Origin of the sequence: Methanothermococcus okinawensis IH1, assembly GCF_000179575.2 — an archaeon.
Classification (GTDB): Archaea; AGJL01; Methanococci; order Methanococcales; family Methanococcaceae; genus Methanofervidicoccus; species Methanofervidicoccus okinawensis.
Window position 1 is genome coordinate 1,552,972 of record NC_015636.1, and the last position, 26,731, is coordinate 1,579,702.

Sequence of the window (26,731 nt, forward strand, 5' to 3'; positions counted from 1 at the left end):
TTTAGTATTGCCCGCTTATTATTTTTATTAATTATTTAAGTGATATTATGGCAAAAAGAAAAGGAAGTAAAAAGGAAACTATTGTAGCCAAGAAATTAAAAAAATCAGGACATAAAATATTAGAACGAAATTCAGTTAAAAGATTAAACCAGCATAAAAAAGCAGAATATGACATAATAACAAAAAGGGGGAATAAAAAATATTCCATCGAAGTTAAAAGTGGAAAGCAAATCCTGACAAGTACGGCGGTAGAAAAACATATTAAAAAATCAAATAAAATTAGAGCTAAGGCTGTATTTTATGTTAGTAAAAGAGTTAAATTTACAAAACCTGCACAGGAATTAGCTAAAAAAAACGGGGTTAAAATAATAAGAGATTAATAATCCAATATGTGGAATAGGATATAAAAATACAAGGTATGAAAAAATAAACATAAAGATAATAAAAATCTACATGATTTATAAATTATAGGTTATGTAATTATGTGATAATAAGTATTGTCAAAATGTAATATGCAATACTTGATATTACCTAGTTCATTTATTAACAATAACTTAAAATAGTGAAAACATGGATGTTTATGAAGTATTATTCCAAAAATGTTTGGAATACGAAGTAATAGTTGATGGTAAGGAAGTTCCATTGTGGAAACTTAAAAAGGAAGATATTGCTAATGGAAATGTTGATTTTGATTTACAATGGGATAGTCTTCAAGATTTAGCAATATCTCTTTATGAATTAAAAAAGGAACAGCAAAAATCAAAGGAGCTTATAAAGTATCCACTTGAAGAGGTAATTATTGGAATTGCATTCTTAAAATCAAAAAAATCAGGCTATTTAATTACCGATGATATGAATAACATAAATACCTGTTTAAATTATTTAAGTGAGCTCATAACTGCGAGAATAAACTGCATATCGAGATATTATTACCTCATTAAAAAACCTATGAATACTAATTTATTCGATGAGATTATATTAAAATTTCCTCAGAAAAAAGACATAAAGGTTAAAAATATTGAAGATTTAAAAGAGCTCGTTTTTAAACTCAAAAATTTTGGAAAAAATTTAAAAATTTAAAAGTTAAAAATATCATAATTTAATAATTATAATTTAATAATTTTATAAGGGATATTATGAATAAAGAAAACGATTATTTAGAATTTGATGAAGAGGATTTTTTAAATACATACGGCGATAAGATAAAACAGTATATAAAAACAAATCTTTCATCAAATTTTATTAAAAATAATATTTTTGAGTTTGATATAGAGGATTTTTTAAGTAATTATCCTGAAATTTGCGAGATAAATGATATAATTATAGAGAATCCAACAAAGGTTGAAGGGGCTATTTTTTACATATTCAAAGAAGCGTATATGGAACTATTTGGGGAAGATAATAAGATAAAAAAAGAATTGGAAAAAATCCAAATAGCATTTAAAAGACCCCTTGGATGCGAAAAAAAGATAGATGAAATAAGCTCCTCAGATATTAATAAACTTGTAAAATTTGAAGGAAATATAATAAAAGCAGCAAAAGTTTGTGCATTATTAAAAAAGGCATGTTTTGTATGCAGAAATTGTGGAAATATACAGTATAAAACCATACATAATTATTTCACATTTCCAAAGATGCTCTGTAATAATAAAAACTGTGGAGCTGAAATGTCCCTTGATTTGGATAGTTCCACATATATAAATATACAGGAGTTGGAGATTCAACAGCCAATAGACCTCATGAAAAACCCCGATGACCCACCAAGGAGTATTAGAGTATTTCTTGAAAATTCTGAGGGAATATACTCGGGAAGGGTGGATGTTGTTGGAACAGTCATGAAAAAATTTACAAAACCAAATATGCCTGTTTTTGAGATATATGTTAAAAGCAACAGAATAAAATTGAATGAGAGTTTCCAAAAGATAGAAGTAAGAGATATTATAAATAATTACGATTTAATGGAAACATTGAATGAGTTAGGAAAGAAAAAAAATATAGTAGATATTCTATCTCAGTATCTTATACCTCAAATAAAAGGATATGAGCTCGTAAAAAAAGCAATATTTTTACAGCAGATAAAGGGATGCACAAAGTTTCTTCCCGATGGTAGCCAATTAAGAAAGGATAGCCATATACTTCTAATAACTGACCCAGGTATTGGTAAATCAACAATGTTAAGAAGAATAGCAAGGCTATATCCTCAAAATGCCTATGCATCTGTTACCACTGCAACAGGTGGAGGTCTTACGGCAAATGTTGTGAGAGAAAGCACAGAAATAGGGGATGGATGGGTTGTAAAGCCAGGTGTTTTTGTTAGGGCAAATGAAGGAACGGCGTGTATAGATGAGCTCACCGTGGATAGAAATGTGATGAAATTCATACTTGAAGCTATGGAGTCTCAAACCATCCATGTAAATAAAGGAGGTATTAATGTAAAATTACCTGCAAAATGTGCAGTTCTTGCAGCATGCAACCCAAAGCGTGGAAGGTTTGACCCTAATTTGGGCGTTATAGAACAGATAAATGTTCCAACACCTCTTTTAAGTAGATTTGATTTAATATTTCCATTAAAAGACCTCCCAGATAGAAAGAGGGATGAGGAAATAGCCGAACATATATTAAACACCCACATAGAAACAGCTACAAAGGATTATAATATATTAGGTTCTGTTGAAATAGATGGTATAAATGTAGATGAGAATCTAATAAAAAATTATATAATATATTCCCGAACCTGTGCATATCTTGAAAATAATCATTCTTTATTTATGGGCGAGGTTGATGAAACTAAATTGAAAAATCCATATTTAACAAAATCCGCAAAAAAATTGATAAAAAATTATTATGTAAATATGAGGAAATTGGGAGAAGGGGATAACCCAATACCTGTAACTGCAAGACAGCTTGAAGCTGCAATAAGGATTTCAGAGATGCATGCTAAGGCGAGATTATCAAAAAAAGTTGAAGAAAAGGATGCAAAAGTTGCCGTAGATATTATTGAGGAGTGCTTAAATCAGGTGGCTTATGACCCTGAAACTGGAAAATACGATATAGGAAAAGCCATGGGACAGCTCCCTAAATCAAAAGTTGATAAGATGGATAAAATGATAGATATTATACGAGAATTATCGGCATTATCAGATAATGGATTAGCTTCTGAGGAGGATATTATCGAAAAAGCATCAGAGTATAATATATCTGATAAGGAAGCCGAGGACTTATTGGAAAAATTAAAAAAGAGTGCTGAAATATATTCTCCAAAATTTGGATACTACAAAGTTTCATAAGATATTTTAAAATTTAAATATTTTTATCCAATAATTCCTTAAATTCTTTTTTAATATCATCAGCATTATATTTATAATTATAATTATTCATGTCTTTATTTTTGATTTTCTTTAAATAATTTTTTCGGAGCTCCGATATTACCCTAATTTTGTTCTTATCAAACTTATTATTTTTTATATATTCTCCCACAATATCACGAGTAATTTTATCAATTTCGTTTAATATATTTTCTTTTTTAGATATTGCCTTTTTTACTTCTACCTTTTCTTTAAATGGTTTTTTTCTTTTGGTTATTATTTTGGTTATTATTTTATCGTAATCAATATCCTTTGTAGTGTCGATTATAATATCCGGTTTATCCCAGGTATATTTTATTCCAGGTTCATCGAATTTATTAAACATGTTTATTATTACTTCATTTGGTATTTTTGCACCTCTTTCTATATTTCTTTTTAATAGAACATCAAGTGGAGCTTTCAAATAAATAATAATATGATTTTTACGATTCTTTTTTGCAATATTTATTAAATCACGCCGTTTTGAATTGTAGTAATTGCAATCATCTACAATTACGGCATAGTTCTTTAATGCATTGTCTATTAAGTAGTATGTTGAATTTTTTATGAAATCCTCATATTCTTCTTTCCATGTTGCAAAGTTTTCTCTTATTAAATCTGTTCCTAAAATTACATTATCTATTCCTTTTTTATAAAGTTTCTTTGATAATTTCTTTGAGAATGTGCTTTTTCCCACAGATGGAAGACCTACAAGTATTATAAGCATAGTATCACGATATAGAATTAAAATAAAATTAAATAATAAGTAATAAATGATTAATAATTAAATAATAAATAAAATTAAATAGATTATTATTAATAATTATTATTCAAATTTAATTTTTGGATTTATTCTTCTATTTTCATTTACAAGAAGAGATACTCGGCTGTCAAATGCATCATCTTCAAGTTTGTAAAAGCTGTTTTCTTCAACAGTTTTGCTTAAATTGATTATCTCGTCATGTCTAAGCATATCATCAAGATTCAATCTTTTTCTCGAATATCCCACATTCATATAAGATTTTAATTCTATGAAGTTTGTATTTGCCCCCTCATAAAGCGGAATAAATTTTTCTATATTGTCGTTATATCCTCTTATAAGTGTTGTTCTTAAACAGGTTCTTTTTTTGGATTCAAGAATATCAAGGGTATTTAGTATTTTTTCCCATTGAGTTTCTTTTCCCCTACATATTTTTTTATAGCTATCCAAATCATAGGCATCAAGTGAAATGTATAACTGTGTTGGATTTATTTTTTCTATAACATCGGTCAATATACCATTTGAAACCACAAATGTAGATAAACCTTTTTTATGGAATAACTTAATTAACTCATCCAAATAAGGATAAATGGTGGGCTCTCCTGATAAAGATATAGCCACATGCTTTGGATTTATAGCTTCATTAAATTTCTTTTCACCTATCCTATCTAATATACCTTTATAACCCATTATAATAGTCCTATGCATCTCAAAAATATCGTTCATGACTTCCTCGGGTTCTTTCCATTTTGGTAATTTGTAGTAAATATTTTTGTTAAATTTATCATTATCATCATTTAAATCGGTTGGAAGAACCCTCCAACAAAATATACAATTTTGCTGACACCAAATTACCGATGGTGTGCATTGGATACATCTATGGGTTGCTATTCCATAAAACTTTGATTTATAGCAGTTTTTATTTTCAAGAAGTGATTTTCTAACCCACCCGCACAATTTAACAGCACTGTGGTCTTTTATTTGATAGTGCTGTTTTCTCAAAATGTTATAAATTTCCTTTGGAATATATTTATTGCCATTGCTATTTTCTGTTTTATTCATTTTCATATTAATCACTAAATATTAAATTATATATTAGAAAATTAAAAATTAGAATTATAAATTATTATAATATAATTATTCGTAAAAATAAAAAATTATTTAAAATTTTAAAATTTTTTTATTATAACTACTATTTAACTATTATTAAATATTATCTTGACTATTATTTTTATTAATCATTATTAATTATTATTTATTATTTATTAGTATTTTAATTATAATTAATCCAACATGTAAAAATAGGTATCCAACCAATTTACAATTCCATATTTGGTTTTTTTGTGAGTTATAGCATCAACTATTTCACCCACTATGGAGCTCACATTTTTATATGTGGTGTCGAGCTCATATACATACTTACAGTTGGAATTATCCAGAGCTCCGATAAGGCAAACATCCAAGATTTCCGCTGCCACATTTTCCTTAACTTTATCTTTACAATAGTTTCTATCTTTCAATCTATTTGATACTATTTCAGGATTGCATCTTAATACTACAATATAATCTACATCAAGTAAATGACTAACATGTCCATCGATAACGAGATTTTCAGATTTGGATTTAACTATTTCATTTATATAATTACCAAGTTTTTGGAAATCCACCACATAAGAATCCATTTTTTCATCTTTTTCGCTGTATAATTTATGTTCTTTTACAGCATCAGTTATATCTATATATTCAAAATTTCCAAATTTTTCAGTATTATTCAATTTTTTAACAAGCAATTTAGATACTGTGGATTTCCCAACTCCCGGGGTTCCTGTTATTGCTATTTTAATGTTTATCACCAATTACTCAGCTACTGTTGAAGTGTATTTATCAATATTTATTCCAGATTTAATTGCAAGAATTACATTTTCATCAATTTTTCCAAGATTATAATTCAATGTTTCTAAGTATTTCTTAAAATCCAAGAATTCTTTTTCAATGGCTTCAACAGGCACATCTTCAAGATTTATTATAATTATATCATGCTCTACAATTGTTTTTAGATTTTCAAAATCCTCAGGAGATTTTACTCTTGTTGTCAGTATTTTTGGCATGATTTTTTTGGTTATTATTTTTACCTCAGGTTTAGAGTTTTCAGTGCTACTTGTAGATATATCCTTTGATTTTTCTAAATTTAGTTGGGGCTCTTTAAAATCCATATTAAGCTCTTTATCATGTTTTTGGAGTGGAATTTCTTTGTCATCTTTTAATTCATAAGCTGCTGGTTCATCACCAATTACTATATATTCATCCTCTTCAACAGGAATCTGAACAGGGGGTTTGTCATTTCCAATTCCAATAGCTTTTTTTATTTTTTTAAACATATATATTCCTCCCAATAAAATACTATTGAATAAACCATTTAATATATTAAATAAATAAAATATAATATATAAATAATATACACGGTTATTTAAAAATTATGGATGTATCAATATTAATATTTTTCTATAAGTTCTATTTAGTAATTAATTTTTTTATATATATTGTAAATATCTATTAAATATTATTAATAGCATTTTTTTATATTCATAACTATATATAACAGTTATCAATCCATAACAAGAAAAATACCAATAAATACTAAAAAAGCACCACTTATCATTTTAATAGATGGGGGCTCTCTTGATATTATGCTTGAAGCAAGTATTGTAATCAATGGATACATGCTTGTAATTATTACTACTTTTGAAGGGTTCGATATTTTAAGAGCTCTATAAAATAGATATTGTGCAACAACACCTGCAAGTATTGAAACTATTGCTAAATAAACGATAGGCCTTAGTGGTATAGATGATAAATCGGTTATATTAACCTTACCAAATATAATGAGAACTGAGGATATTATTGAAAAATTCATACATATTATTATAAAAACAGCCATTAATGGGTCAATATAATTGAGTGCCTTTTTTTCTATTAAAGGTGTGATTCCCCACAGGGTAGCCACAATTAAAGCTAAAAATTCTCCCTTCATAATATCACCAAATATATTAAAATAGTTATTTAAAAATAAAATAAATCATCCCAATATTAAATTAATTGGAAAAATTATTTAAGTTTATGATTATAACTACCTTTATGAGTAAATAAAAATTATGTATATAAAAATTATAAAATTATAAATATAATAATAAAATCATCACATGATAAATGATAATATTTAGATATGAGAGGTATAAATATCTAAATTATAAATATAAATAAACATATAATGCTTATTAGGTTTTATTGGAGGGATATGATGTTATTAACCATTGATGACTTTGATTTTAGCGGAAAGACTGTTGCATTAAGAGTTGATATAAATAGTCCAATAGATGTAAATAATGGAATTATACTGGATGACACAAGAATTAAGGCATGTGTGGATACAATAAATGAACTATCAAAAAAAGGGGCAAAGATTGCAATACTTGCACACCAGAGTAGGCCTGGAAAAAAGGATTTCACAACATTGGAGTCTCACGCTGTAAAGTTATCCGAGGTGTTGGGAAAGGAAGTTGAATATATCGACGATATGTTTGGTTCTCATGCTATAAATTCAATAAAAAGGATGGATAATGGCGATATATTATTGCTTGAAAATGTTAGATTTTATTCCGAGGAAGTAATGAGTGAGTGGAAAAATTGGAAGGATATCACTCCAAAAAAACAGGCTAAAACTATAATGTTAAAAAAGATTTATTCACTATTTGACTATTTTATAAATGATGCATTTGCAGCAGCCCACAGAGCTCAGCCATCACTTGTAGGTCTTGCATATTATATGCCTGCAATTGCGGGAAGAATTATGGAGAAGGAAATAAAAACACTTAGCAGAGTTATACAAAACCCTGAAAGACCATCTATTTTTGTATTGGGCGGTGCAAAAGCTGACGATAGTATCGATGTCATAAAAAATGTTTTAAATAATAATTTTGCCGATAAAGTATTAACCGCAGGAATTGTAGCAAATATATTTTTAATTGCCAAAGGGTATAAAATAGGTCCAAATAAAAAATTAATTGAGGACATGGGTTATTTAAATCAGGTTGAAATTGCAAAAGATTTACTCGACAAACATGGTGATAAAATAATAACGCCAGTAGATGCTGCACTGAATATTAATGGAAACAGAAAAGAGATGGAATTGGACATCAATACAGAAATAAACTATCCAATACATGACATAGGAAGCGAAACAATAAAACTATACGATGAGCTTATATGCAATGCAAAAACAATAGTTGCCAATGGTCCTGCTGGAGTTTTTGAGAATAAAAACTTCTTAAAAGGAACCGAAGAACTATTAAAAAGTATGGCAAAGTCAGGTGCATTTACTGTAATAGGTGGAGGTCATTTATCCGCTGCCGCAGGTGTTGTAGGCGTTTCAGATAAAATAAACCATATAAGCACAGGAGGAGGAGCCTGTATAGAATTTTTAGCTGGAAAAAAACTTCCTGTTATTGAACTATTAAAAGAATCATACCAAAAATATAAAAAGTAATATAAGTATAGTCCTTATTATTTTATTATTTTTATTTTGTCATATTATTTATTGTATCGTAGTGTATTATAATTTAAAAAGGGGATTTCATGAATTTAAAAAAGATAGCAAGTGAATTAAAGAATTTTGAAGGAGTTTTAAGAAAAAAAGAAATAAAAAATGTTGTAAATAACTTTAAATTTGAAGATAATGACTATTATTTTGATATTATTTCCGATTTTGGAGATGATGCAGCAGTAATCGGCATAGATAATGAAAATGCTATATTGTTAGCCGCAGATGGTATATGGGGAAAATTATTAGAATCTGACCCTTGGTGGGCCGGATACTGTTCTGTTTTGGTAAATACAAATGATATAGCAGCAATGGGTGGTAAATCAATAGCTATGACAAATATTATTGGCATAAGGGATTGTAATATTGGAAGAAAAGTTTTAAAAGGAGTAAAGGATGGTATGGATAAATTTGGAGTGCCTATGGTTGGAGGTCATACTCACCCAGATGCTAACAACAATGTTCTCGATGTTTCAATTACGGGGATTGTTAAAAAGGATAACATATTAAGAAGCGATAATGCACAAATCGGAGATAAAATAGTTTTTGCCTATGATTTGGATGGAAAAATATATAAAAATTTTGATTTAAACTGGGATACTACAACGATGAAATCAAAAAAACTTGTTAGAGACCAATTAAGGGCACTTGAAATAGTTGGTGAAGAAAAATTAGCCAATGCCTGTAAAGATATAAGCAACCCCGGAGCTCTGGGAACACTCGGCATGCTGTTGGAGGTTTCAAAAAAAGGAGCTCATGTCGATATCAATAAAATACCAAGAAATGAGTCTGTTCCACTTATTAAGTGGTTAAAATTATATCCTGGATGCGGGTTCGTATTTACCGCCCCCGAAGACAAAATCGACAGATTAAAAGAAGTTTTAGAATTAGTAAATATAACTGCTGAGGTATGTGGTGAAGTTACAGCAAGCAAACAATTGATAATAACCGATGGAAAGGATAAGGAAGTTTTATTTGATTTTGATAAGGAATATATATGTGGATGTTGATTTAATATATTATGTAACTTAATTATATAAATTATATTTTATTATTAAATAATTATTATACCTTTATATTTTAGTTTTATTTAGTTAATTTATTGTTTATCCTTATTTTTTTTACATTTATAGGTCGTAATTAGTTTTTAATTTTTTATATTTTTTATAGTATTTTAAAAATTTCTAAATGTAAAAATTGGTATAATATTAATAAAACAACATTATTGGTGAAAAAATGAAAATTATGATTGATGGTGTATTTTATAATAAAGAAGTAATTAACTTTGAAAACATATTAAAGGAAATTTTAAATATACTTGGAGAGGATGTTATTGCAAGGTCCGTAGAATTTCCAGAGATAGGGGCAGTAATTGGCGATACATATTATTATAGGTGTGGATTTACACTTGATAAAGAAATTGATAAAAGTTTAAGTAGGGCTGAGCTCGATGAAATTAAAGAAAAAATTAAAAAATTATTTCCCGAGGATACCTATGTATATAGCTTAAATTGTGAGATTTATGAATAAACGGGAGGATAAAAAAATAAAAAATTTTTATGAAGATTGGAATGTAGAAACGCTTCCAAAATATGTTAAAATATTAATGAAAATGGAAGAAAAACTACTTACCAATATAATAACCAATTCTGATGATTTTAAAACAATATATAAAAGGAAAAATACTGTAATATTGGATTGTGGCTGTGGATTCGGTTCTTTTTATAATTTAACAAAAAATTTAGATACTATCTATTTCGATTTTTCATATAACCTATTAAAAAAATTTAAAAATATCCATAATTTAGAAACAAACAAAATTTGCGGAGATGTTTCTAATCTTCCATTTAAAACTGGTTCTTTTGATTTAGTTTTATGTATAAATGTTTTAGAGCATATAAAAGATTATAAAAATGCAATAAATGAGATAAAAAGGGTTTTAAAAAATAACGGCACTGCAATATTCGTCGTTGTGAATAGTGAAAGTTTTATAAATGAAGATATTTTTAATGATTTTACAATATATCATAAACCTTTATGCTTAAAAGATTTTGATATTGAAGGATTTTATTTAAAGGATTACAAAACTTTTTATTTTATTCCGCCCATTTTAAAAATACTCCCAACATCGATTTTAGAAAAGATATTAAATATATTCTACAAAGGATTAGATGGTAAATTAAGCAGGATATTCAAAAGAAAAGGTCAATTTTTATATGTTATTTTAAAAAAGAAATAATAAGGTAATAATGAAGTAATAAAATAATAATAAACCAATAAACTAACTAAAAAAATCATAAAAAGAAAACTAAAAATAACTAAATAAATAAAAACTAAATAAATAAAAATTAAAAATTAAAAACTAAATTAAATGGTGAATATATGATTTATTGTTTAGGTCCTAAGGGGAGTTATAGCGGACAGGCAGCAGCTATATTTTCAAAACTAATAAATGATAAAGATATTATTTATTGTAATTCTATATATGAAGTTTTCGAGCTCGTGGATAGGAAAAAAGGAAGCGATAACATCTATGGAGTAGTTCCTTCTGAGAATTCCATAGAGGGTTCTGTATCTTTAACACAGGATTTACTTTTAGAATTCCCTGTCAAAATATACGGGGAGGTAAATATTGATATACACCACTGTTTAATTGGATACGATAAAAATAAAATAAAAAAAGTGTTATCACATCCACAGGCATTGGCACAGTGTAGAAACTATATAAAAAAACATGGATGGGAAGCCATACCAGTTTTAAGTACTGCAAAAGCCGTTGAAAAAGTATTTGAATGGAAAAATGAGGAATATGGAGCAATAGCTTCAAAAGAATCTGCGGAATTATATAATTTAAAAGTGCTTGATGAAGATATTCAGGACTACCCTAATAACACAACGAGATTTATTTTAATTGGAAATGAACATGAATCTTTGGAATGCAAAAATACACAAATTGATAATTATAAAAATATCAACAATAACTATCAAAAATATCAAAATAATAAAAAATCTACAATAATAATTGAATTAAAAGAAAATAAGCCCGGTGCTTTATATAAAGTTTTAAAAGAGTTTAATAACCGCAGTATTAATTTAACAAGAATAGAATCAAGACCTTCAAAAAGAAAACTTGGGAATTATATATTCTACATAGATTATGAAACTCCAAAGGATGAAGATGAGCTCCTACAATCGTTGAAAAAACATGTTTCATATATAAAGTATTTAGGAAGTTATAATGTTTTTTAAAATCCTATTGGAAACTTTGTTATATATGAGAGCTCCGATAATGCCCAATATCATTCCACCAATAACATCATGTGGATAGTGAGCTCCTACATATATTCTACTGAAAGCTACAAAGAATGCCCATATTAACAAAACAGTCAGAATGATATTGTTTAATTCTTTTTTTAAATTCATTTTTTTTAAATTTAATATTATTGCAGTCCATAATCCAAATGCAAATGTTGTATGCCCACTTGGGAATGATGGTTCATTTTCCATAGGCACTAACAAATGGAGATTATTTAATACATAATAAGGTCTTGGTTCATTTATACCATATTTTAAACCATAGGCAGTGATGGCGATTAATACCATAACGATTGATATATTTAAAAATACATACCTATTTTTTGAGAATATAAGTGCCATAATTAGAACAATGGTTAAATAGGTAGTATTGGTTATAAAAATCATTAAAATATTTAACCAATAATTATTTATGCCGTTTATAGCATATAATAGGTTGATGTCTAAATTATATAGGAGCTCCATCATATTATTGCCTTCAAGTATTAGTATATAATTATATCAAAAATATATCAAATGATATATAAAATATAGTTATAACTTCTAAATAATCGTAATAATATAAAATTTACTATTTTATTTTTTTGAATATAAGTTTTGCCTTGTTATGTTCTGGAATTACCTGTTTTAACATCAATTTAGAATTACCTGTTTCTTCATAAATACTTGAAAGTAGGTGGATAAATGGACATACATACGGATTGATGCCTTCTTCCATTATCTTTCCAAGAAACAAATCAAGAGTTGGATTTACAACATTAAATATTACCTCGTCCTCATTATCTTCTATTACTAAATCCTCTGAAAGTCCAAATGTATTAACAAATAAATCCCTAATTTCTTCGTTGTTCATCTTTTCCTTTAATATATTCATATCTTTTAGCAATTTAATCATGTAATATGATGTTCTTCTACCTAAAACCATTCCACCAGTGCCCATAATATCAATAACAGCTTTATTTATTCCATAATATAATGTCGATACAAATACACTATCAATTTTTTTCATGACATCACCTAAACATCTTAATTATTATATGGTATTATTGCATACCCAATAATCGTTAAATTTGTTCCTAAAACATCTCATTAGATATATTTTAATATATTATTACAACTATATAAAATGAGGTGTGTTATTTATATATTAATATATATTAAATTTCAATTATATAAAAAAGAACTAAAATATATAAACATATTATTTAGTAAAAAGTTTTATGTATTCTTGCCCATCGTTTGTAATAACCACTTTTTTCCGTTTTTATTCTCTATTGTTATTTTATTTATGCCATCAAGGTTTAATCTTTTTCCCATATTCTGAGAAGCTCCATATATTGCCAATGCTCTATATTTCCAACATATCTATCCATTGGAACCAGTGATATAACCTCAATACTTTCTTTGTTTATTAACATTACAGGTTTATTTTTTGAGATTATTTGATTGGATTACTTCCATATTGTATTTTATTGTTTTTACATCATTCATAATATAACCTTTTTTCTTTTTTCTAATGATAACATGATTAAAAAGTATATATGTTTTATAAAACATTTATTAAACAGTTTTATTTTAAAAATAAAAAATAAAATAGAAATAAAAATTGAATGAAAACTGATACATTATGAAAAAATAATATATATCTTAAAATTAAATCTTAATTAAAAAATATATTTAAATTAAATAAATAAGTTTCCAATTGCAAGAATCAAAATAATTCCCATAAAACCTAAATGTGCTGAATATATTCCAGTATTTTGGAATTGTGTTTTTATTATATTACATATTGTTCCACATATGGTAAATGGGGTGATTATCTGTAAAGCTATTGCAATATAGAATACAATATTATTATTTATAAATAAGGATGCCAATGTGAATATAAATGCAAGTATAAGAACTGCAAAATGTGGCATCAACCTCATTCCAGTCATTCTAAATGTGGCAAATCCTGAAAGCATGCTTCCAAAAATTACCGACAAGGATATTAGGGAAATAATTTCATTCATAATATCACCAATATATATTATTTTATATTATTTTACTATTTTATAACCAGACTGGCCTGATATTTGGTTTTGATAGATAGTTAAAAAATGTCGGAGCTCCTGCAATTTCGAATCCATCTTCCAAATTTTTCTGATTAATGCCTCTGAATTCTGCACTTAATTCACATACATATACTTTTATACCATTGTTAAGTGCATTTTTTACCATTTCACTTAATTTTGGAAATGCAGGATGCTTAACTTTATCACATTCTCCCCTCTGTGCCAAACTTACGCCATCTAACATTAAGAATATTGTTGGCTTTAATCCCATTTTCTTAGCAACATCTGCCATCATAAATGTTGAGTATGCTTTCTCTGCATTCCCTGTTCCCGTGGTATTTATAATAAATACCTCATCAATATTTACAGATGCTACTCCTGTTTCTTTTTTCTCTCCTTTTTTGACCAATATCTTATAAGTTCCATCACCGAGCTCCTCCACTGAAACTATTTCATGGCCCATACCTTTTAGCCCTTCTGTTAAATCGGTAAGTGCATTTTTACTTGCAGTTATTTCTAACAATTCTCCAATTTCCATCTTTTCTAAAATATCTGAAACCATCATTATAGGTCCAGGACATGTAGCTCCAACCACATTTAATGTTTTTGATGCTACAATTTCACCAACATGAATTTTTATCTTATTTCCATCAATTTCCATCTTATATCCAAGTTTTTTTACAAGGTTCTCTATAACTTTTACTTGTTCCTCCCCATCAGTTTCAACAATTAACATCCCTTCTTTCATTTTATTCAATACTGCATTCACCAACAAATCTGGACTTCTTAAACATTTAACGGAAATTTCCCTTATCATATAACCACCTTAACATTTATTTAATATTTTATTATTAATTATATAGTTATATATCGTTATTTAGCTATTTCGAACTGGGTTTTATAATATCACAATTTGGATAAATTATTTCATCTATTTCATCACCATAATCCTCCAATATCATCTTAATGGTTGTTTTGGTATCCTCCCCTTTACACATACCACAGGTTATTATTAAATTATCATTATTATTATATTCTTTATCATTATTAAATTTATCTGTATTATCATCTTTGCAAACAACAATTAATTTCATAATTTCACATTTAATTTTGTTATGACACATATATGCACAACCAATTGTTATAACTATATAAAATTACATTCAATTTTCCATTAAAACTATATTATAAATTACATTATAAAATTTAAAAAAACAATTAAAATTTAAATTTATAGATATTTAGCGAGCTCATCCTTTAAAGCTTCTTTCGTAGGAGCTCCTACAAATTTAACCTCTCCATCAATTACTATTGTAGGCACTGCCATTATGCCATAGTTTGCAGCTCTTTCAGGTTCTTTCATTACATCCACATTTTCAACTTCCACGCCTTCCATTCCAGATACAACCTCTTCAACTACCCTTTTTGCTGCTGGACAGTGTGGGCACATTGGCGATGTGAATACCTCTATTTTTACCATAATTATCCCTCTAATAATATTATAAATTAATAATATTATAAATGTTTAATTAATTATTTTTATCATTTTTTATTTATTGTCTGAACCACAAGTCCATACGGTCTTAAAGAAATCAAATGCTTCTGCTATTTTACTTAAATCCTCAGGAGGAACTGCAAAAATCATCTCTTCATCTGCAACTTTTGCGTATTTTCTTGAACCGTTGCATCCTAATGTTGCATTAGGAACTCCTCTAAGTTTTACAGCTGCTACTGCATCTGCACAAAGTGATTGGATACCTGCAAAATCCGCCTGGAATCTTCCGCCTTCTTTGTATAATAATCCCTGAGCCAATCTTAATCCAAATTTAGGTTCTACAAGGAATACAACTGAATCTGGAATAAAGTCTGCATCACCTAATGGAGCATAGACACTTGCATACATAGGTTCTTTTACTTTTGGTATGGCTTCATAAGTTTTCATTGCAGCTTCATCTGTTGAGAAATTACCTAATTTTTTATATAATTTTCCTGTTGCAAGTGGTTCTGGTGGATTTTGAAGAAGTCCCATTGCATAGGCTCCTCCTTTACATAAATGATTATCGATAGTAGCATAAAATTTTTTATTTTCTTTTCTTGCTTTTTGTATCATTTCACAGTGCCTTAATTCTCCATCTAACTTTTCGTATCCCTCAGGTATTTCATCCTCGGACTTTACTAATTTAACTGCAACTGCTGGATATTTTAATCCCATCATATTTTGAATTTTTTTACCGAGCTCATTCATTTCTTTTATATTCATTATATCACCCATTTTGGTTGTAAATATACATGTGTTATTTAAGATATTTAAATGTTAGTTATACATGGTAATTATACATAATATTATTTACGATATTCATGGTTATGTATTTCACATACACTACTATAAACAACTATCTTATATATAAAGTTTTCGATTTAAAAAATGAAAAATAAAAATAAAAAAATTAATACCTCATACTAAAATGAGAATATAAATAAATTATTTTTTGTTTATTCAGATAATATGTTGAATTGGTTTTATATAACATTTATATATTAATTTGCATATTACTATCTTAAATAAAATTTGATTGTAAATTTTATAATATCAAAAACTAATTAAGAAGGATAAGTATGAATTATTATTTTTTGGTGATTGCATGGATGTATGGATTGATTTAACAAACTCACCTCATGTTCATTATTTTTCTCAACTCATAAAAAAATTTGAAAAGGAAGGGATTGATTACTTTATAACATTGCGAAAATTTCAAAGTTTGGAAAATATCATTAAACTTTACAATCACATGAGCAATTACATTTCAATCGGAGCTCATGGGGATAGTCTTGAGGAAAAGTTGATAAACTCGGCAAAACGAATAATTGAATTAACAAAGATTATAAAGGATAATAAACCAAAAGTAGCCATTACAAAACATTCCGTAGAGCTCCCAAGAGTGGCATTTGGATTAAATATACCTTCTATTTTTATAGTGGATAATGAATATGCCGATGCTCAAAATAGATTAACCTTACCCATTGTAAATAATATCATAGCTCCTGAGGGCATAAATAAAACTATTTTAAGAAAACAGGGGGGGAGAAATTTTTTAACATTTGACGGCACCTGCGAAGTTGCAAATGTAAATTCAAGATTAAAAAATATTTTACCATTAAATAGGAATATAGTGGATGAATTAGGATTAAATAAAGAGCTTCCAATTATTGTAATGAGGTCAAGTCCAAATTCATCGTATTGTAACGGTAAAAAAGATATTTTACCAGATATAATTAAAAGATTACATAAAAAAATAGACTGTAATATTGTAGTATTTCCAAGAACCAAAAAACAGGAAAATTTATATCGTTCCCTTGATGTTGTTGTTCCAAAAACTATCGACTCCATATCACTGCTTTATTATGCAGATGCTATGATTGGTGCAGGAGGAACAATGAACAGAGAAGCTGCTGTGCTTGGAGTTCCAACAGTTTCCTGTTATCCTGAAAACATACTTGGTGTAGATAAATATTTAATAAAAAGGGGGAGGATGATTCATACAAAATCCGTTAATAGAATAATTGATTATGTTTTAAACAATCTTGGAAAAAGAAATAACACTATAACATTAGAAGACCCTACGGATTTGATGTTTGAAAAGGTTTGTGAATGCTTAAAAAGATAATAAAATTTTAACCTAATAGACATTTAAAATATTATGGTTAAAAGTATATATTGTGAATGATACATATAGATAAAATATTATAATAGATAAAAAAACATATTTAGATTTTATTAAAACTTACATAATTTAAGATTATTTATTTAGGGCGGGTCATTTTGTATATTCTTTAAATATTAACACCGATATTTAACAAATTTAATCATTTCCATATAAATGAAAATTAAAAAGTTAATGGAAACGAATTATTATGACCCACACTAGATTATTTATTATTAAACTTATTAAGTATTATTGCAAAATAAAAGGTAATATCCATGAAAGCAGTATGTATTTTAAGCGGTGGTTTGGATTCTGTTGTATCTATGATGGTGGCAAAAAAAGAAACTTCAAAATTATACGCCATAACATTTGACTATGGCCAAAGGGCCGTGTTAAGGGAAATAAATGCTTCAAAAAAAGTATCTGAAATATTAGGAGCTCAGCACAAAGTCATCAAACTTCCATTTATAAAAGAATTTAGCAACAGTGCCTTAACCAAAGATAAGAATATACCTACCATAAAAGAGCATGAGCTCGACAACATAGAAAAAGCCACTGAAACTATGAAATCTGTATGGGTGCCTGCAAGAAACATGATTTTATTTTCAATAGCATCGGGATTTGCGGAATTTATCGGAGCTGATGAGATATATACAGGATTAAACAGAGAAGAGGGCACAACATTTCCAGATAATACCAAGGAGTTCATAGATAGATTTAACAATGTGTTAGAATATGGAACATTAAACAAGGTTAAAATGAGAGCTCCGTTATATAATCTAAATAAAACTGAAATTGTTAAACTTGGAAAGAAACTTGAAAAGGATTTGGGTTTAGAGGTTTTAAAATATAGTTATTCCTGCTATCGTGATAATGGTGAAGACTTTTTACACTGCGGAAAATGTGAAAGTTGCATGAGAAGAAAGAGGGCATTTAAAGAAGCAGGTATAAATGACCCCACAAAATATTTGGAGTAAAAAATTAATATATAAAAAATTATATTATACAAAAATACATTGTTATATATTATTTTATTATTATATATTATTTTATTATTTTATAATATTAAAATTATGGTGATAAAAATGTATATTGGTAGATTTTTAGTAGTGGGAAAAACTGAAAATGGGAAGCCTTTTGTATTGTATAGGGTTTCAAGCAGAAGTTTTCCAAATAGAAAAGCTGTTTTAAAGAATAATATAGTATCAATTATACCAGATAATTTAAACGAAATATTTTCCAATCCTTATATCACCTATAACTGTATAAATGTAGTAGGTAATACCATAGTTGCAACAAACGGTTCTCACACTGATGTAATAGCCGACAAAATTAAACTTGGTCTTCCAATAAGGGATGCATTGGCATATTCATTGATTACTATGGATTATGAAAAGGATGACTATAATACTCCAAGAATAGCAGTAGTTTTAAATGAAAATGAGGTATATATGGGATATGTTAAAGATTCAGATATTAGAGTAAAAAAAATTTCACTTGAAAATGGCAAAGGATTTTATTTAGGAGTATATAACGCATGTGATATTAACGAATATCAAAAAATAGATATATGTGGAGAAAAACCAGAGGAGATTTGTAAATACATAATGGAACATGGAGAATTTGAATATCCTGTATGCTGTGCAGCAGCAGTTATTGATAAGGAGATAAAAATAGAAACATATAATAAATAGATAAATAGGTTAAAGAAGTTATATTTTTACATAAATAATTTATATTGGACACATAATTTTATATTTATCATTTTATTATTCATATTCTATTATTCTATTTTAAAATAAATAGGTGTATTTATGTTTATACCGGCACATATTACGGGTTTTTTTAAAATATATAAGGACAAAGACCTGTTAAAAACAGGTTCAACAGGAGCAGGCATTACATTGAATAAGGGAGTTTCTACAAATATTGTTGAAGGAAACGAAGAGATATATTTTAACGGCGATAAAACACAATTATGCCCTACAATTGAAGTGATTAAAAACTGTATGAATTATTTAAATCATACTAACTTGAACACACAGAAATCCAACAGATTGAATAAAAATAATAAAATAAAATATAAATTAAGTAATAAATTAGATAATAACTTCAATAATCTAAATGAATTTAATTATAATATAATCCATAAATCAGATTTTCCATTGGGATGTGGATTGGGCACATCGGGTGCTTGTGCATTGGGTGTATCCTACGAACTATGCAAAATTTACAATGCAGAATCAAAAATTTTAGAATTTGCACATGGTGCAGAGGTAAAATGCGGAACTGGACTTGGGGATGTTGTTGCACAATATACAGGAGGTTTTGTAATACGAAAAAAACCAGGATTGCCTTTAAATGTGGAAAAAATAAATATAAAAAATATCAATAATTATAATGTAGTTGTTGAGATACTTGGAAAAAAAGAAACTAACAAAATTATTAACAATGCCGATTGGATTAACAAGATAAATAATGTATCAGATAATCTTCTACAAAAACTGTTAAAAAATCCTACATTAAAAAACTTTATGAGCTTATCATATACTTTTGCAAAAGATACAGGTCTTGCAACAGATAAAATTATATCACTTTGTGATGATTTGAGTTTTACTATTGGGAGCTCCCAAGCTATGCTTGGAAATACTGTATTTTGTATATGTGAAGATAAAGATTTAAATGATGTATTGTCCATATTGAATAATCCTATCGTATGTAAAATATATAATGAGGGAAATTATGAGTGAAAAATACCTTATAACAACGGCTTTGGCATATACCAATGGACCTCTTCATTTAGGACATGCAAGAAGCACATATATTCCTGCTGACATTATGAGGAGATATTTAAAATTAAATAAAAAGGATGTAATCCATGTTGGTGGAACAGATAATCATGGTGTTCCTATTACAATTACAGCAGAAAAAGAAGGAGTTAAACCTGAGGATATTGTAAATAAATATCATAATGAAATAAAGAGAGATTTGGATAACTTAAATATAGAGTTTGATAGCTATGGAAAAACTCACAGCGATATTCATATAAAAACAGCTCAGGAGTTCTATTTAAAACTTAAAGAAAATGGATATATCTATGAAAAAGAGATAGAGCAGTTTTACTGTCCTAAATGTAATAGATTTTTGGCAGATAGGTATGTGGAAGGAATTTGTCCATTCTGTGGTGGTGAGGCAAGAGGAGACCACTGCGAAGTTTGTGGAAGGCACCTTGAACCAACCGAGCTCATAAACCCGTACTGTGTAAATTGCAATACAACCCCTGAACTTAGAAAAACCATACATAGATTCTTTAAATTGAGTGCATTATCCGATGATTTAAGAAGGTATGTTGAGAGCTCCGACATGCCCGAGCATGTGAAGAATATGGCATACAGTTGGATAAAGGAGCTCCATGATTGGGACATATCGAGAGATATAGACTGGGGCGTTCCAATTCCCGATAGTGAAAATCAGGTAATGTATGTATGGCTAGAAGCACCAATTGGTTATATCTCATTTACCAAGCAATTAGGGGAAGTTTGGAAGGATTATTGGCTAAAAAAAGATAAAGAAAATAGTAATGGCAAAAATAATAATGTAAAAATATGGCATTTTATTGGAAAGGATATAACAGTTCATCACTCGGTATTTTGGCCAGGTATGTTAATTGCCAACGGTGAATATAACCTTCCATCATCGGTAATAAGTGGTGGTTATTTAACACTTGAAGGAAGAAAGATGAGCACAAGTAAGAAATGGGTTGTTTGGGTAGATGATTTTGTTAAATATTTTGATTCCGATTATTTAAGATATTTCTTGATGGTAAATGCACCGTTGAATAGAGACTGTGATTTTTCATTTGATGAATTCCAGAAGAGGATAAACACAGAGTTAATAGCCATAATAGGAAACTTCACACACAGAGCTCTTGTATTTTCACACAGAAAATTTAAGGAAATTCCTATTGTTGATGAGGAAAACCTCAAAGATGAGGATAAAGAACTGATAAGTAGATGTAAAGAAACTGTTAAAAAGGTAGATAATCACATAATGGAATTTAACTTTAAGGATGCTTTAATGGGTGTTGTTCATCTTGCAAAAGATGGAAATAATTACTTCCAGAAGATGGAACCTTGGACTGTGGAAAATGAAAACAGATTAAGAGAAATATTATATACCTGTGCGGTAGTTGTAAAGCATATACTTTATTTACTTTATCCATTCATGCCTAATAAATCTATGAAACTTCTCGATTTAATGAATGAAGAGCTTGATTTAGAAATTAGAGGAAACAAATTGAAAAAGCCAAAGGTTGTATTTGCAAAAATTGAAGACGATAAAATTAAGATGGTTAAGGAAAAACTATTAAAATCAAAAGATACTAATGAAAAAGAGAAAAATGAAAAAGAAACAAAGAATAAAGAAAATATAAAAGAAATAAAAAATAAAGAAAAAAGTAAAAAAATTAAAAAAATAAATGAAAAAGGTGATTCTATGGATTTAATAAGTATTGATGACTTTGCTAAAATTGAATTAAGAATTGGGCAGATTTTAGAGGCAGAGGAAGTGCCAAAATCTAAAAAATTATTAAAATTAATTGTCGATATTGGCGATGAAAAAAGACAGGTTGTTGCAGGTATAAAAGGACACTATGAACCATCGGAGCTCGTAGGTAAAAAAATTGTATTGGTATGCAATCTAAAACCTGCTAAATTATGTGGCGTAGAATCACAAGGTATGGTTTTAGCCGCAGGGGACGATGTTGTAGCCCTTTTAACACCAGATAAGGATGTTCCAGTGGGAAGCAAAATACAGTAAATAATAAAATTTATTATTTTTTCTTTTTATTTTTTATATTTTTTAATATTATATTTTAAATTATGCTTTAAAATAAGGTTCTCTCCTGTTGATGCATTCAATAAAACATTTTTCAATATCTTCTCCATTTCTTAAAGGAGTTAAAATATCAACTAAATTATCATCTCTAAGTAGGCAGGGTTTTAAAAATCCATCATGAGTTAATCTAATCCTTGTGCAATGACTGCAAAATTCTGTATTATCCATAGGTCTTACAAATTCTATTTCTAAACCATTAACTAAATATTTCTTTCTGTTCTGCATGAATTTCCTAGTAATTACCTTATCGCACTGTTCTGCTATTTTATTTTCTATTGGGGTTATATCTACATGGTATTTTTTCAAATGTTCATTTAAAGGTATAAATTCTATTATCTGCAAAATAGCACCGAGCTCCCTACAATAGTTCATTAAATCATCTAAATCTTCAACTGTATTACTAAGTGCCAAGTAATTAATTTTTAAAGGGGTTAGTCCTACATTTATTGCTTCTTTTACGCCCCTTTTTACCTTTTCAAGGTCTCCGCAGTATGTTATTTTTTTATATTTTTCTGGATTAAGGGTATCTATACTAACATTTACTCTATTAAGACCTGCATCCTTTAACTTTTGAGCACATTCTTCTAAAAAAATGCCATTGGTAGTTAGTGAAATATCTTTCAGATTATCATCTGAAATACTTTCAATTATTTGAGGTAAATCATTTCTTAAAAGTGGTTCTCCCCCTGAGATTTTTACCTTTTTTATGCCAAATTTAAGAGATGTTTTTACAATTTTTCCGAGCTCCGATGGTGTCATCAAATTAATATTTTCACTATCATGCCCTTCTCTATGACAATAAAAACACTTTAAATTACATTTTGGAGTTATTGAAATTCTTAGGGACCTTATTTCTCTACCAAATCGGTCTTTCATAATATCACTTTAATATATAAATTATATAAATTAAATTTAAGTATTATTGGCTATTAATTACTATTATCTATTAATTACTATTAACTTATTTAAACTTAATTAAGTGGATATGATAAATAGGTAGATTAAGATATAATATAAAAAAGAATTAATTCATGTTAATTTACTAATAAAAATAAGAATAAAATAATAACTAAAATAAACTAAGTAGTAAAAATATTATTAAAAAATAAAAAAGATTAGTTATTTATTCCTTTTTCTCTTCATTTTTTTCTTCTTTTTTCTTTAAAAAAGTATCTACGAATGATACCTTTTCAACACCAAGTCTTTTTATAATTTCATTGGCTATTGCCATTTTAATCATTTGAAGATTTTTCATAAATACAGTATTTTCTGGGAGATTTATTGTAGCTGTATTTTTTGTTAATTTTATCTTTACATCGTCTGTATTTGTTCTTGGCATATATAATTTTATTAATTCTTTAACAATCTCTTCTGGTTCTTCAACAACTTCTTCGACTTTTAAAACATACTTCACAGGTTTTCCAGCTAATTCGTGGTTAAAATCAACTAAAACTCTTCCACCATTCACGCTTGCGACTTTTCCAACATTTCCATCAATGGTAATTGGCATTCCAACAACGGGATTTACCTTGTGTTTTTTAAATTCTTTAATTGAAACAATTTTAACTTTTGAAGGGTCTCTTTTACCAAATGCTTTTTCAGGAGGTAATTCTAACTCTCTCTCTTCTCCAACTTCCATTTCCAACAATGCTTCATCTAAACCAGGAACTAACATGCCTGAACCTACTGAAACAGTAACTGGTCCATATATCATTGTTGGGCTGTATATGCCTTCTTTTTTAGCCAATTCTTCATCTGTGGTGTCAAACAATTTTCCATTTACATATCCATTATAACTTATCTTTACGAGTTTTCCTTTTTCCATCTAATCACACCTTTTAGTTTATTTAAGATATATCCGTTTTTAATGAACTTTTGAATAAGCAAATAAAATATATATAACCACTATATATAATTTTTCAAAAACTAGTTAAATTAAGTAATGTAATATTTTTTTTATTTATTTTTAGATATTTCTTAATTATTTTTTATTTTATTTTTTATGGTTATTACTTATATATTATTTTTTATATAATTTTTTATATTTTTATATGAGCATGGTGCATAATTCATACATTTGAATTTACACCCTAACTTCTTTAATCCTTATGAATGGATTAACATAAGTTTTTAATGTATAAATAGCTAATACTTGTGCCACTGCAACTGATAACATGCAGAAAATGTATTTCTTCTTAAAACCTTTAATGTTCGTCCAGAATCTGTTCATAATCTGGTTTTTTACTATTGAATTCAGTTGTTCTATTCGTTTTCTCATGTTTGCAAATTTTTTATTCATTTTCCTTTTCTTATCTTTACCTAATCTTCTTGGATTGTCCAGTTCCTAACATAACACCATGAACTTGCCATGCTGTTAGTTTTAAATTCTTACAATCATAGGCAGAATCTGCACTACCATATTTTACAGGAGATAATAAACTTTCAGAAACAGTTACATCATGAATATTGGCTTTAGTAAATTCTGCCCTTAATGGCACTAAGTGTTCATCACAGGATAAGTGTAATTTAAATCCTACAAACCTTCCCTTGCTATTATATCCTACCTCACTATCCTCATCTTCCTCATCGATTATAGGCGTAGAATCCATTACAAGCCATTTAGAATCATTCAAACATAAGTAAGTATCACCCAATAAGGAAGTTAGTTCCTTTAATTCTTTGTCTAACGATTTTTTTCCACCTATATATGGTTGTTCTATGTGGAACTGCATCAAAGCCCAACTCCTTTGAAATGTCAGGATTCTTCTTTAAATGTCTCCATAACTCCCTAGTGTAATGTAATCCTTTTAAAACTCCATAAACTAACAATCTCAACTTAAGTACTAACTCATAACCATTAGGTCCTCTACGATTTGGTTGCTTGATTTTATCAGTAAGGTATTTATCTATTGAAGTAATAACTATTTCAACAGGATTCATTTTTGTCACTTTTTTGATTTTTATTTGGACTATACTCACTTTCTTATATTTAAGTTTTTTAATTATGCACCACACTCTTTAGTTACTATTCATAAAGATGTTTTGTTCCTTCGGTGTCTGCTCCATGTTCTATTAGTATTTTAACAATATCTGGTTGGATATAATCCTCTGCCACCATAATAGCAGTTAATCCAAAATTATCTTTTATATTTACATCTGCACCATTTTCTATTAATAATTTTGCTATTTTTGTATAGCTGAGCTCTATGGCTGACATCAATGGTGTTCTTCCTATACGATTTCTTATATTTACATCTGCACCATTTTCTATTAACAATTTAACGATGTCGTAATGATTTTGTGAGGTAGCTGCCATAAGTGGAGTTCCTCCAAATCTATTTTTGGCATTTACATTTGCTCCTTTTTTTAATAATTCCTTTACCTTATCAATATCTCCATTTTCTGATGCTTCTATTAGCTCCATATCTATATCCATAATATCACCTATTTTTTAGGAAGTAATATTCCTTTATAATATATAAAAAAAGGAATTATAATTCCTATATGTTATTATAATTTTAAGTTATATATAAATGTTTTTTTATATAATTTAAATTAATAAATATAAAAATAAATATAAAAATAATAAAAGTGTTAAAAAAGTTAAAATTTGAAATATAATTAAAAAATAAATATAAAAATAATATGAAAAATATATAAATGAAAAATGAGGTTATTTATGTATAAACAGGTAATTGTTGTAAGAAATGATTTAAAAATGGGAAAAGGAAAAATAGCAGCTCAGGCATGTCATGCTTCAATCGAGGCATTTATCAGAGCTCAGAAAATATGCCCAAATGTAGTTAAGGAATGGTTAAGAGAGGGACAGAAAAAAGCTGTTGTGAAGGTAAATTCTGAAAAAGAGCTCCTTGAAGTATTTAGAGATGCAAATATTGAAGGACTTCCATGTAGTTTAATAAGGGACGCTGGAAGAACACAGCTCGTTCCTGGAACTTACACCGCAGTTGCAATAGGTCCAGAAAAAGAGGAAAAAATTGAAAAAATAACTGGTAAATTAAAATTATTGTAATTAAATTAATTAAATTAAAGTATATTATAAT

At 27.9% G+C, this 26,731-nt stretch carries 32 protein-coding genes; 14 read left to right on the top strand and 18 right to left on the bottom strand.

Annotated features, from left to right (window positions below):
- Window positions 1–47: 47 nt before the first annotated feature.
- From METOK_RS07685 to METOK_RS07695, 3 genes are all read left to right on the top strand, one after another.
- The gene (locus tag METOK_RS07685) at window positions 48–380 is read left to right on the top strand and encodes a YraN family protein (RefSeq protein WP_013867653.1); all 333 of its coding nucleotides are present in this window, start codon (window positions 48–50) and stop codon (window positions 378–380) included.
- Window positions 381–570: 190 nt separating this feature from the next.
- Window positions 571–1,080 carry a hypothetical protein gene (locus METOK_RS07690; RefSeq protein ID WP_013867654.1) on the top strand — a complete coding sequence of 170 codons (510 nt, stop codon included), beginning with the start codon at window positions 571–573 and terminating at the stop codon, window positions 1,078–1,080.
- 56 nt (window positions 1,081–1,136) lie between these two features.
- Complete coding sequence (locus METOK_RS07695; protein ID WP_013867655.1) at window positions 1,137–3,287, top strand: ATP-binding protein; 2,151 nt, start codon at window positions 1,137–1,139, stop codon at window positions 3,285–3,287.
- 13 nt (window positions 3,288–3,300) lie between these two features.
- On the opposite strand, the gene pstK is transcribed toward METOK_RS07695, so the two are convergent.
- The 5 genes from pstK to METOK_RS07720 all read right to left on the bottom strand — a co-directional run bounded on the left by pstK (window position 3,301) and on the right by METOK_RS07720 (window position 7,135).
- Complete coding sequence (gene pstK / locus METOK_RS07700) at window positions 3,301–4,071, bottom strand: L-seryl-tRNA(Sec) kinase (protein ID WP_013867656.1); 771 nt, start codon at window positions 4,069–4,071, stop codon at window positions 3,301–3,303.
- 99 nt (window positions 4,072–4,170) lie between these two features.
- On the bottom strand, window positions 4,171–5,172 hold the full coding sequence (gene twy1 / locus METOK_RS07705) for a 4-demethylwyosine synthase TYW1 (protein ID WP_013867657.1): 1,002 nt from the start codon (window positions 5,170–5,172) through the stop codon (window positions 4,171–4,173).
- Window positions 5,173–5,387: 215 nt separating this feature from the next.
- Complete coding sequence (locus METOK_RS07710; RefSeq protein WP_013867658.1) at window positions 5,388–5,957, bottom strand: adenylate kinase family protein; 570 nt, start codon at window positions 5,955–5,957, stop codon at window positions 5,388–5,390.
- Window positions 5,958–5,960: 3 nt separating this feature from the next.
- Window positions 5,961–6,482, bottom strand: coding sequence for a hypothetical protein (locus METOK_RS07715; protein ID WP_013867659.1), 522 nt, complete (start codon window positions 6,480–6,482; stop codon window positions 5,961–5,963).
- Window positions 6,483–6,709: 227 nt separating this feature from the next.
- Window positions 6,710–7,135 (bottom strand): EamA family transporter, encoded by a 426-nt coding sequence (locus METOK_RS07720; RefSeq protein ID WP_013867660.1) that lies wholly within the window; start codon window positions 7,133–7,135, stop codon window positions 6,710–6,712.
- A 267-nt stretch (window positions 7,136–7,402) separates the two neighbouring features.
- Between METOK_RS07720 and METOK_RS07725 the strand changes: the two genes are divergently transcribed.
- The 5 genes from METOK_RS07725 (at window position 7,403) to pheA (ending at window position 11,950) form a co-directional block, all read left to right on the top strand.
- Window positions 7,403–8,647: a phosphoglycerate kinase gene (locus tag METOK_RS07725; RefSeq protein ID WP_013867661.1), complete on the top strand. Its 1,245-nt coding sequence runs from the start codon at window positions 7,403–7,405 to the stop codon at window positions 8,645–8,647.
- A gap of 89 nt (window positions 8,648–8,736) precedes the next feature.
- The gene (locus METOK_RS07730; protein ID WP_013867662.1) at window positions 8,737–9,711 is read left to right on the top strand and encodes a methanogenesis marker 2 protein; all 975 of its coding nucleotides are present in this window, start codon (window positions 8,737–8,739) and stop codon (window positions 9,709–9,711) included.
- A 226-nt stretch (window positions 9,712–9,937) separates the two neighbouring features.
- Window positions 9,938–10,231 carry a hypothetical protein gene (locus tag METOK_RS07735; protein ID WP_013867663.1) on the top strand — a complete coding sequence of 98 codons (294 nt, stop codon included), beginning with the start codon at window positions 9,938–9,940 and terminating at the stop codon, window positions 10,229–10,231.
- A complete protein-coding gene (locus METOK_RS07740; protein ID WP_013867664.1) occupies window positions 10,224–10,940 on the top strand; it encodes a class I SAM-dependent methyltransferase in 717 nt (238 codons plus the stop codon). The genes METOK_RS07735 and METOK_RS07740 overlap by 8 nt, the downstream gene beginning before the upstream one ends.
- A gap of 143 nt (window positions 10,941–11,083) precedes the next feature.
- Window positions 11,084–11,950 (top strand): prephenate dehydratase, encoded by an 867-nt coding sequence (pheA, locus tag METOK_RS07745; RefSeq protein ID WP_013867665.1) that lies wholly within the window; start codon window positions 11,084–11,086, stop codon window positions 11,948–11,950.
- Here the strand turns inward: pheA and METOK_RS07750 are convergent.
- From METOK_RS07750 to METOK_RS07780, 7 genes are all read right to left on the bottom strand, one after another.
- A complete protein-coding gene (locus METOK_RS07750; protein ID WP_013867666.1) occupies window positions 11,927–12,484 on the bottom strand; it encodes a phosphatase PAP2 family protein in 558 nt (185 codons plus the stop codon). The genes pheA and METOK_RS07750 overlap by 24 nt on opposite strands.
- Before the next feature lie 103 nt (window positions 12,485–12,587).
- Window positions 12,588–13,025: a hypothetical protein gene (locus METOK_RS07755; RefSeq protein WP_013867667.1), complete on the bottom strand. Its 438-nt coding sequence runs from the start codon at window positions 13,023–13,025 to the stop codon at window positions 12,588–12,590.
- 673 nt (window positions 13,026–13,698) lie between these two features.
- Window positions 13,699–14,028, bottom strand: coding sequence for a DUF5400 domain-containing protein (locus METOK_RS07760; protein WP_013867668.1), 330 nt, complete (start codon window positions 14,026–14,028; stop codon window positions 13,699–13,701).
- A gap of 40 nt (window positions 14,029–14,068) precedes the next feature.
- Window positions 14,069–14,887 carry a sulfurtransferase TusA family protein gene (locus METOK_RS07765; RefSeq protein WP_013867669.1) on the bottom strand — a complete coding sequence of 273 codons (819 nt, stop codon included), beginning with the start codon at window positions 14,885–14,887 and terminating at the stop codon, window positions 14,069–14,071.
- A 64-nt stretch (window positions 14,888–14,951) separates the two neighbouring features.
- Complete coding sequence (locus METOK_RS07770; protein WP_157198888.1) at window positions 14,952–15,164, bottom strand: hypothetical protein; 213 nt, start codon at window positions 15,162–15,164, stop codon at window positions 14,952–14,954.
- A 137-nt stretch (window positions 15,165–15,301) separates the two neighbouring features.
- The gene (locus METOK_RS07775; RefSeq protein ID WP_013867671.1) at window positions 15,302–15,550 is read right to left on the bottom strand and encodes an MJ0307 family thioredoxin; all 249 of its coding nucleotides are present in this window, start codon (window positions 15,548–15,550) and stop codon (window positions 15,302–15,304) included.
- 69 nt (window positions 15,551–15,619) lie between these two features.
- Complete coding sequence (locus tag METOK_RS07780; protein ID WP_048057958.1) at window positions 15,620–16,330, bottom strand: DUF169 domain-containing protein; 711 nt, start codon at window positions 16,328–16,330, stop codon at window positions 15,620–15,622.
- A 382-nt stretch (window positions 16,331–16,712) separates the two neighbouring features.
- Here METOK_RS07780 and METOK_RS07785 point away from each other — a divergent pair, with 382 nt between their 5' ends.
- The 5 genes from METOK_RS07785 (at window position 16,713) to metG (ending at window position 22,592) form a co-directional block, all read left to right on the top strand.
- On the top strand, window positions 16,713–17,735 hold the full coding sequence (locus METOK_RS07785; protein WP_013867673.1) for a DUF354 domain-containing protein: 1,023 nt from the start codon (window positions 16,713–16,715) through the stop codon (window positions 17,733–17,735).
- Between the two features lie 314 nt (window positions 17,736–18,049).
- On the top strand, window positions 18,050–18,751 hold the full coding sequence (gene queC, locus METOK_RS07790) for a 7-cyano-7-deazaguanine synthase QueC (protein ID WP_013867674.1): 702 nt from the start codon (window positions 18,050–18,052) through the stop codon (window positions 18,749–18,751).
- A gap of 108 nt (window positions 18,752–18,859) precedes the next feature.
- Window positions 18,860–19,468, top strand: coding sequence for an IMP cyclohydrolase (locus tag METOK_RS07795; protein ID WP_048057959.1), 609 nt, complete (start codon window positions 18,860–18,862; stop codon window positions 19,466–19,468).
- Window positions 19,469–19,588: 120 nt separating this feature from the next.
- Window positions 19,589–20,524: a pantoate kinase gene (locus METOK_RS07800; protein ID WP_013867676.1), complete on the top strand. Its 936-nt coding sequence runs from the start codon at window positions 19,589–19,591 to the stop codon at window positions 20,522–20,524.
- Window positions 20,517–22,592, top strand: coding sequence for a methionine--tRNA ligase (gene metG / locus METOK_RS07805; RefSeq protein WP_013867677.1), 2,076 nt, complete (start codon window positions 20,517–20,519; stop codon window positions 22,590–22,592). The genes METOK_RS07800 and metG overlap by 8 nt, the downstream gene beginning before the upstream one ends.
- A gap of 60 nt (window positions 22,593–22,652) precedes the next feature.
- Here metG and moaA read toward each other — a convergent pair whose 3' ends face one another.
- From moaA to METOK_RS07830, 6 genes are all read right to left on the bottom strand, one after another.
- Window positions 22,653–23,546, bottom strand: coding sequence for a GTP 3',8-cyclase MoaA (gene moaA / locus METOK_RS07810; RefSeq protein WP_013867678.1), 894 nt, complete (start codon window positions 23,544–23,546; stop codon window positions 22,653–22,655).
- Between the two features lie 247 nt (window positions 23,547–23,793).
- Window positions 23,794–24,495, bottom strand: coding sequence for a peptidylprolyl isomerase (locus tag METOK_RS07815; protein WP_013867679.1), 702 nt, complete (start codon window positions 24,493–24,495; stop codon window positions 23,794–23,796).
- A 258-nt stretch (window positions 24,496–24,753) separates the two neighbouring features.
- Window positions 24,754–24,948, bottom strand: coding sequence for a hypothetical protein (locus METOK_RS08560; RefSeq protein ID WP_157198853.1), 195 nt, complete (start codon window positions 24,946–24,948; stop codon window positions 24,754–24,756).
- Window positions 24,949–24,985: 37 nt separating this feature from the next.
- A complete protein-coding gene (locus METOK_RS07820) occupies window positions 24,986–25,402 on the bottom strand; it encodes a transposase (RefSeq protein ID WP_013866276.1) in 417 nt (138 codons plus the stop codon).
- The gene (locus METOK_RS07825; RefSeq protein ID WP_048057813.1) at window positions 25,317–25,610 is read right to left on the bottom strand and encodes a transposase; all 294 of its coding nucleotides are present in this window, start codon (window positions 25,608–25,610) and stop codon (window positions 25,317–25,319) included. The genes METOK_RS07820 and METOK_RS07825 overlap by 86 nt, the downstream gene beginning before the upstream one ends.
- Before the next feature lie 85 nt (window positions 25,611–25,695).
- Window positions 25,696–26,106, bottom strand: coding sequence for an ankyrin repeat domain-containing protein (locus METOK_RS07830; protein WP_013867680.1), 411 nt, complete (start codon window positions 26,104–26,106; stop codon window positions 25,696–25,698).
- A 243-nt stretch (window positions 26,107–26,349) separates the two neighbouring features.
- Here METOK_RS07830 and pth2 point away from each other — a divergent pair, with 243 nt between their 5' ends.
- On the top strand, window positions 26,350–26,700 hold the full coding sequence (pth2, locus tag METOK_RS07835; protein ID WP_013867681.1) for a peptidyl-tRNA hydrolase Pth2: 351 nt from the start codon (window positions 26,350–26,352) through the stop codon (window positions 26,698–26,700).
- The last annotated feature ends 31 nt before the right edge of the window (window positions 26,701–26,731 follow it).

What these genes read in the sequence shown, in the direction of transcription:
- METOK_RS07685 (WP_013867653.1), top strand. Translation starts at nt 48, where the DNA reads ATGGCAAAAAGAAAAGGAAGTAAAAAGGAAACTATTGTAGCCAAGAAA.
- METOK_RS07690 (WP_013867654.1), top strand. Translation starts at nt 571, where the DNA reads ATGGATGTTTATGAAGTATTATTCCAAAAATGTTTGGAATACGAAGTA.
- METOK_RS07695 (WP_013867655.1), top strand. Translation starts at nt 1,137, where the DNA reads ATGAATAAAGAAAACGATTATTTAGAATTTGATGAAGAGGATTTTTTA.
- pstK (WP_013867656.1), bottom strand. Translation starts at nt 4,071, where the DNA reads ATGCTTATAATACTTGTAGGTCTTCCATCTGTGGGAAAAAGCACATTC.
- twy1 (WP_013867657.1), bottom strand. Translation starts at nt 5,172, where the DNA reads ATGAAAATGAATAAAACAGAAAATAGCAATGGCAATAAATATATTCCA.
- METOK_RS07715 (WP_013867659.1), bottom strand. Translation starts at nt 6,482, where the DNA reads ATGTTTAAAAAAATAAAAAAAGCTATTGGAATTGGAAATGACAAACCC.
- METOK_RS07720 (WP_013867660.1), bottom strand. Translation starts at nt 7,135, where the DNA reads ATGAAGGGAGAATTTTTAGCTTTAATTGTGGCTACCCTGTGGGGAATC.
- METOK_RS07725 (WP_013867661.1), top strand. Translation starts at nt 7,403, where the DNA reads ATGTTATTAACCATTGATGACTTTGATTTTAGCGGAAAGACTGTTGCA.
- METOK_RS07730 (WP_013867662.1), top strand. Translation starts at nt 8,737, where the DNA reads ATGAATTTAAAAAAGATAGCAAGTGAATTAAAGAATTTTGAAGGAGTT.
- METOK_RS07735 (WP_013867663.1), top strand. Translation starts at nt 9,938, where the DNA reads ATGAAAATTATGATTGATGGTGTATTTTATAATAAAGAAGTAATTAAC.
- METOK_RS07740 (WP_013867664.1), top strand. Translation starts at nt 10,224, where the DNA reads ATGAATAAACGGGAGGATAAAAAAATAAAAAATTTTTATGAAGATTGG.
- pheA (WP_013867665.1), top strand. Translation starts at nt 11,084, where the DNA reads ATGATTTATTGTTTAGGTCCTAAGGGGAGTTATAGCGGACAGGCAGCA.
- METOK_RS07750 (WP_013867666.1), bottom strand. Translation starts at nt 12,484, where the DNA reads ATGATGGAGCTCCTATATAATTTAGACATCAACCTATTATATGCTATA.
- METOK_RS07755 (WP_013867667.1), bottom strand. Translation starts at nt 13,025, where the DNA reads ATGAAAAAAATTGATAGTGTATTTGTATCGACATTATATTATGGAATA.
- METOK_RS07760 (WP_013867668.1), bottom strand. Translation starts at nt 14,028, where the DNA reads ATGAATGAAATTATTTCCCTAATATCCTTGTCGGTAATTTTTGGAAGC.
- METOK_RS07765 (WP_013867669.1), bottom strand. Translation starts at nt 14,887, where the DNA reads ATGATAAGGGAAATTTCCGTTAAATGTTTAAGAAGTCCAGATTTGTTG.
- METOK_RS07770 (WP_157198888.1), bottom strand. Translation starts at nt 15,164, where the DNA reads ATGAAATTAATTGTTGTTTGCAAAGATGATAATACAGATAAATTTAAT.
- METOK_RS07775 (WP_013867671.1), bottom strand. Translation starts at nt 15,550, where the DNA reads ATGGTAAAAATAGAGGTATTCACATCGCCAATGTGCCCACACTGTCCA.
- METOK_RS07780 (WP_048057958.1), bottom strand. Translation starts at nt 16,330, where the DNA reads ATGAATATAAAAGAAATGAATGAGCTCGGTAAAAAAATTCAAAATATG.
- METOK_RS07785 (WP_013867673.1), top strand. Translation starts at nt 16,713, where the DNA reads ATGGATGTATGGATTGATTTAACAAACTCACCTCATGTTCATTATTTT.
- queC (WP_013867674.1), top strand. Translation starts at nt 18,050, where the DNA reads ATGAAAGCAGTATGTATTTTAAGCGGTGGTTTGGATTCTGTTGTATCT.
- METOK_RS07795 (WP_048057959.1), top strand. Translation starts at nt 18,860, where the DNA reads ATGTATATTGGTAGATTTTTAGTAGTGGGAAAAACTGAAAATGGGAAG.
- METOK_RS07800 (WP_013867676.1), top strand. Translation starts at nt 19,589, where the DNA reads ATGTTTATACCGGCACATATTACGGGTTTTTTTAAAATATATAAGGAC.
- metG (WP_013867677.1), top strand. Translation starts at nt 20,517, where the DNA reads ATGAGTGAAAAATACCTTATAACAACGGCTTTGGCATATACCAATGGA.
- moaA (WP_013867678.1), bottom strand. Translation starts at nt 23,546, where the DNA reads ATGAAAGACCGATTTGGTAGAGAAATAAGGTCCCTAAGAATTTCAATA.
- METOK_RS07815 (WP_013867679.1), bottom strand. Translation starts at nt 24,495, where the DNA reads ATGGAAAAAGGAAAACTCGTAAAGATAAGTTATAATGGATATGTAAAT.
- METOK_RS08560 (WP_157198853.1), bottom strand. Translation starts at nt 24,948, where the DNA reads ATGAGAAAACGAATAGAACAACTGAATTCAATAGTAAAAAACCAGATT.
- METOK_RS07820 (WP_013866276.1), bottom strand. Translation starts at nt 25,402, where the DNA reads ATGCAGTTCCACATAGAACAACCATATATAGGTGGAAAAAAATCGTTA.
- METOK_RS07825 (WP_048057813.1), bottom strand. Translation starts at nt 25,610, where the DNA reads ATGAATCCTGTTGAAATAGTTATTACTTCAATAGATAAATACCTTACT.
- METOK_RS07830 (WP_013867680.1), bottom strand. Translation starts at nt 26,106, where the DNA reads ATGGATATAGATATGGAGCTAATAGAAGCATCAGAAAATGGAGATATT.
- pth2 (WP_013867681.1), top strand. Translation starts at nt 26,350, where the DNA reads ATGTATAAACAGGTAATTGTTGTAAGAAATGATTTAAAAATGGGAAAA.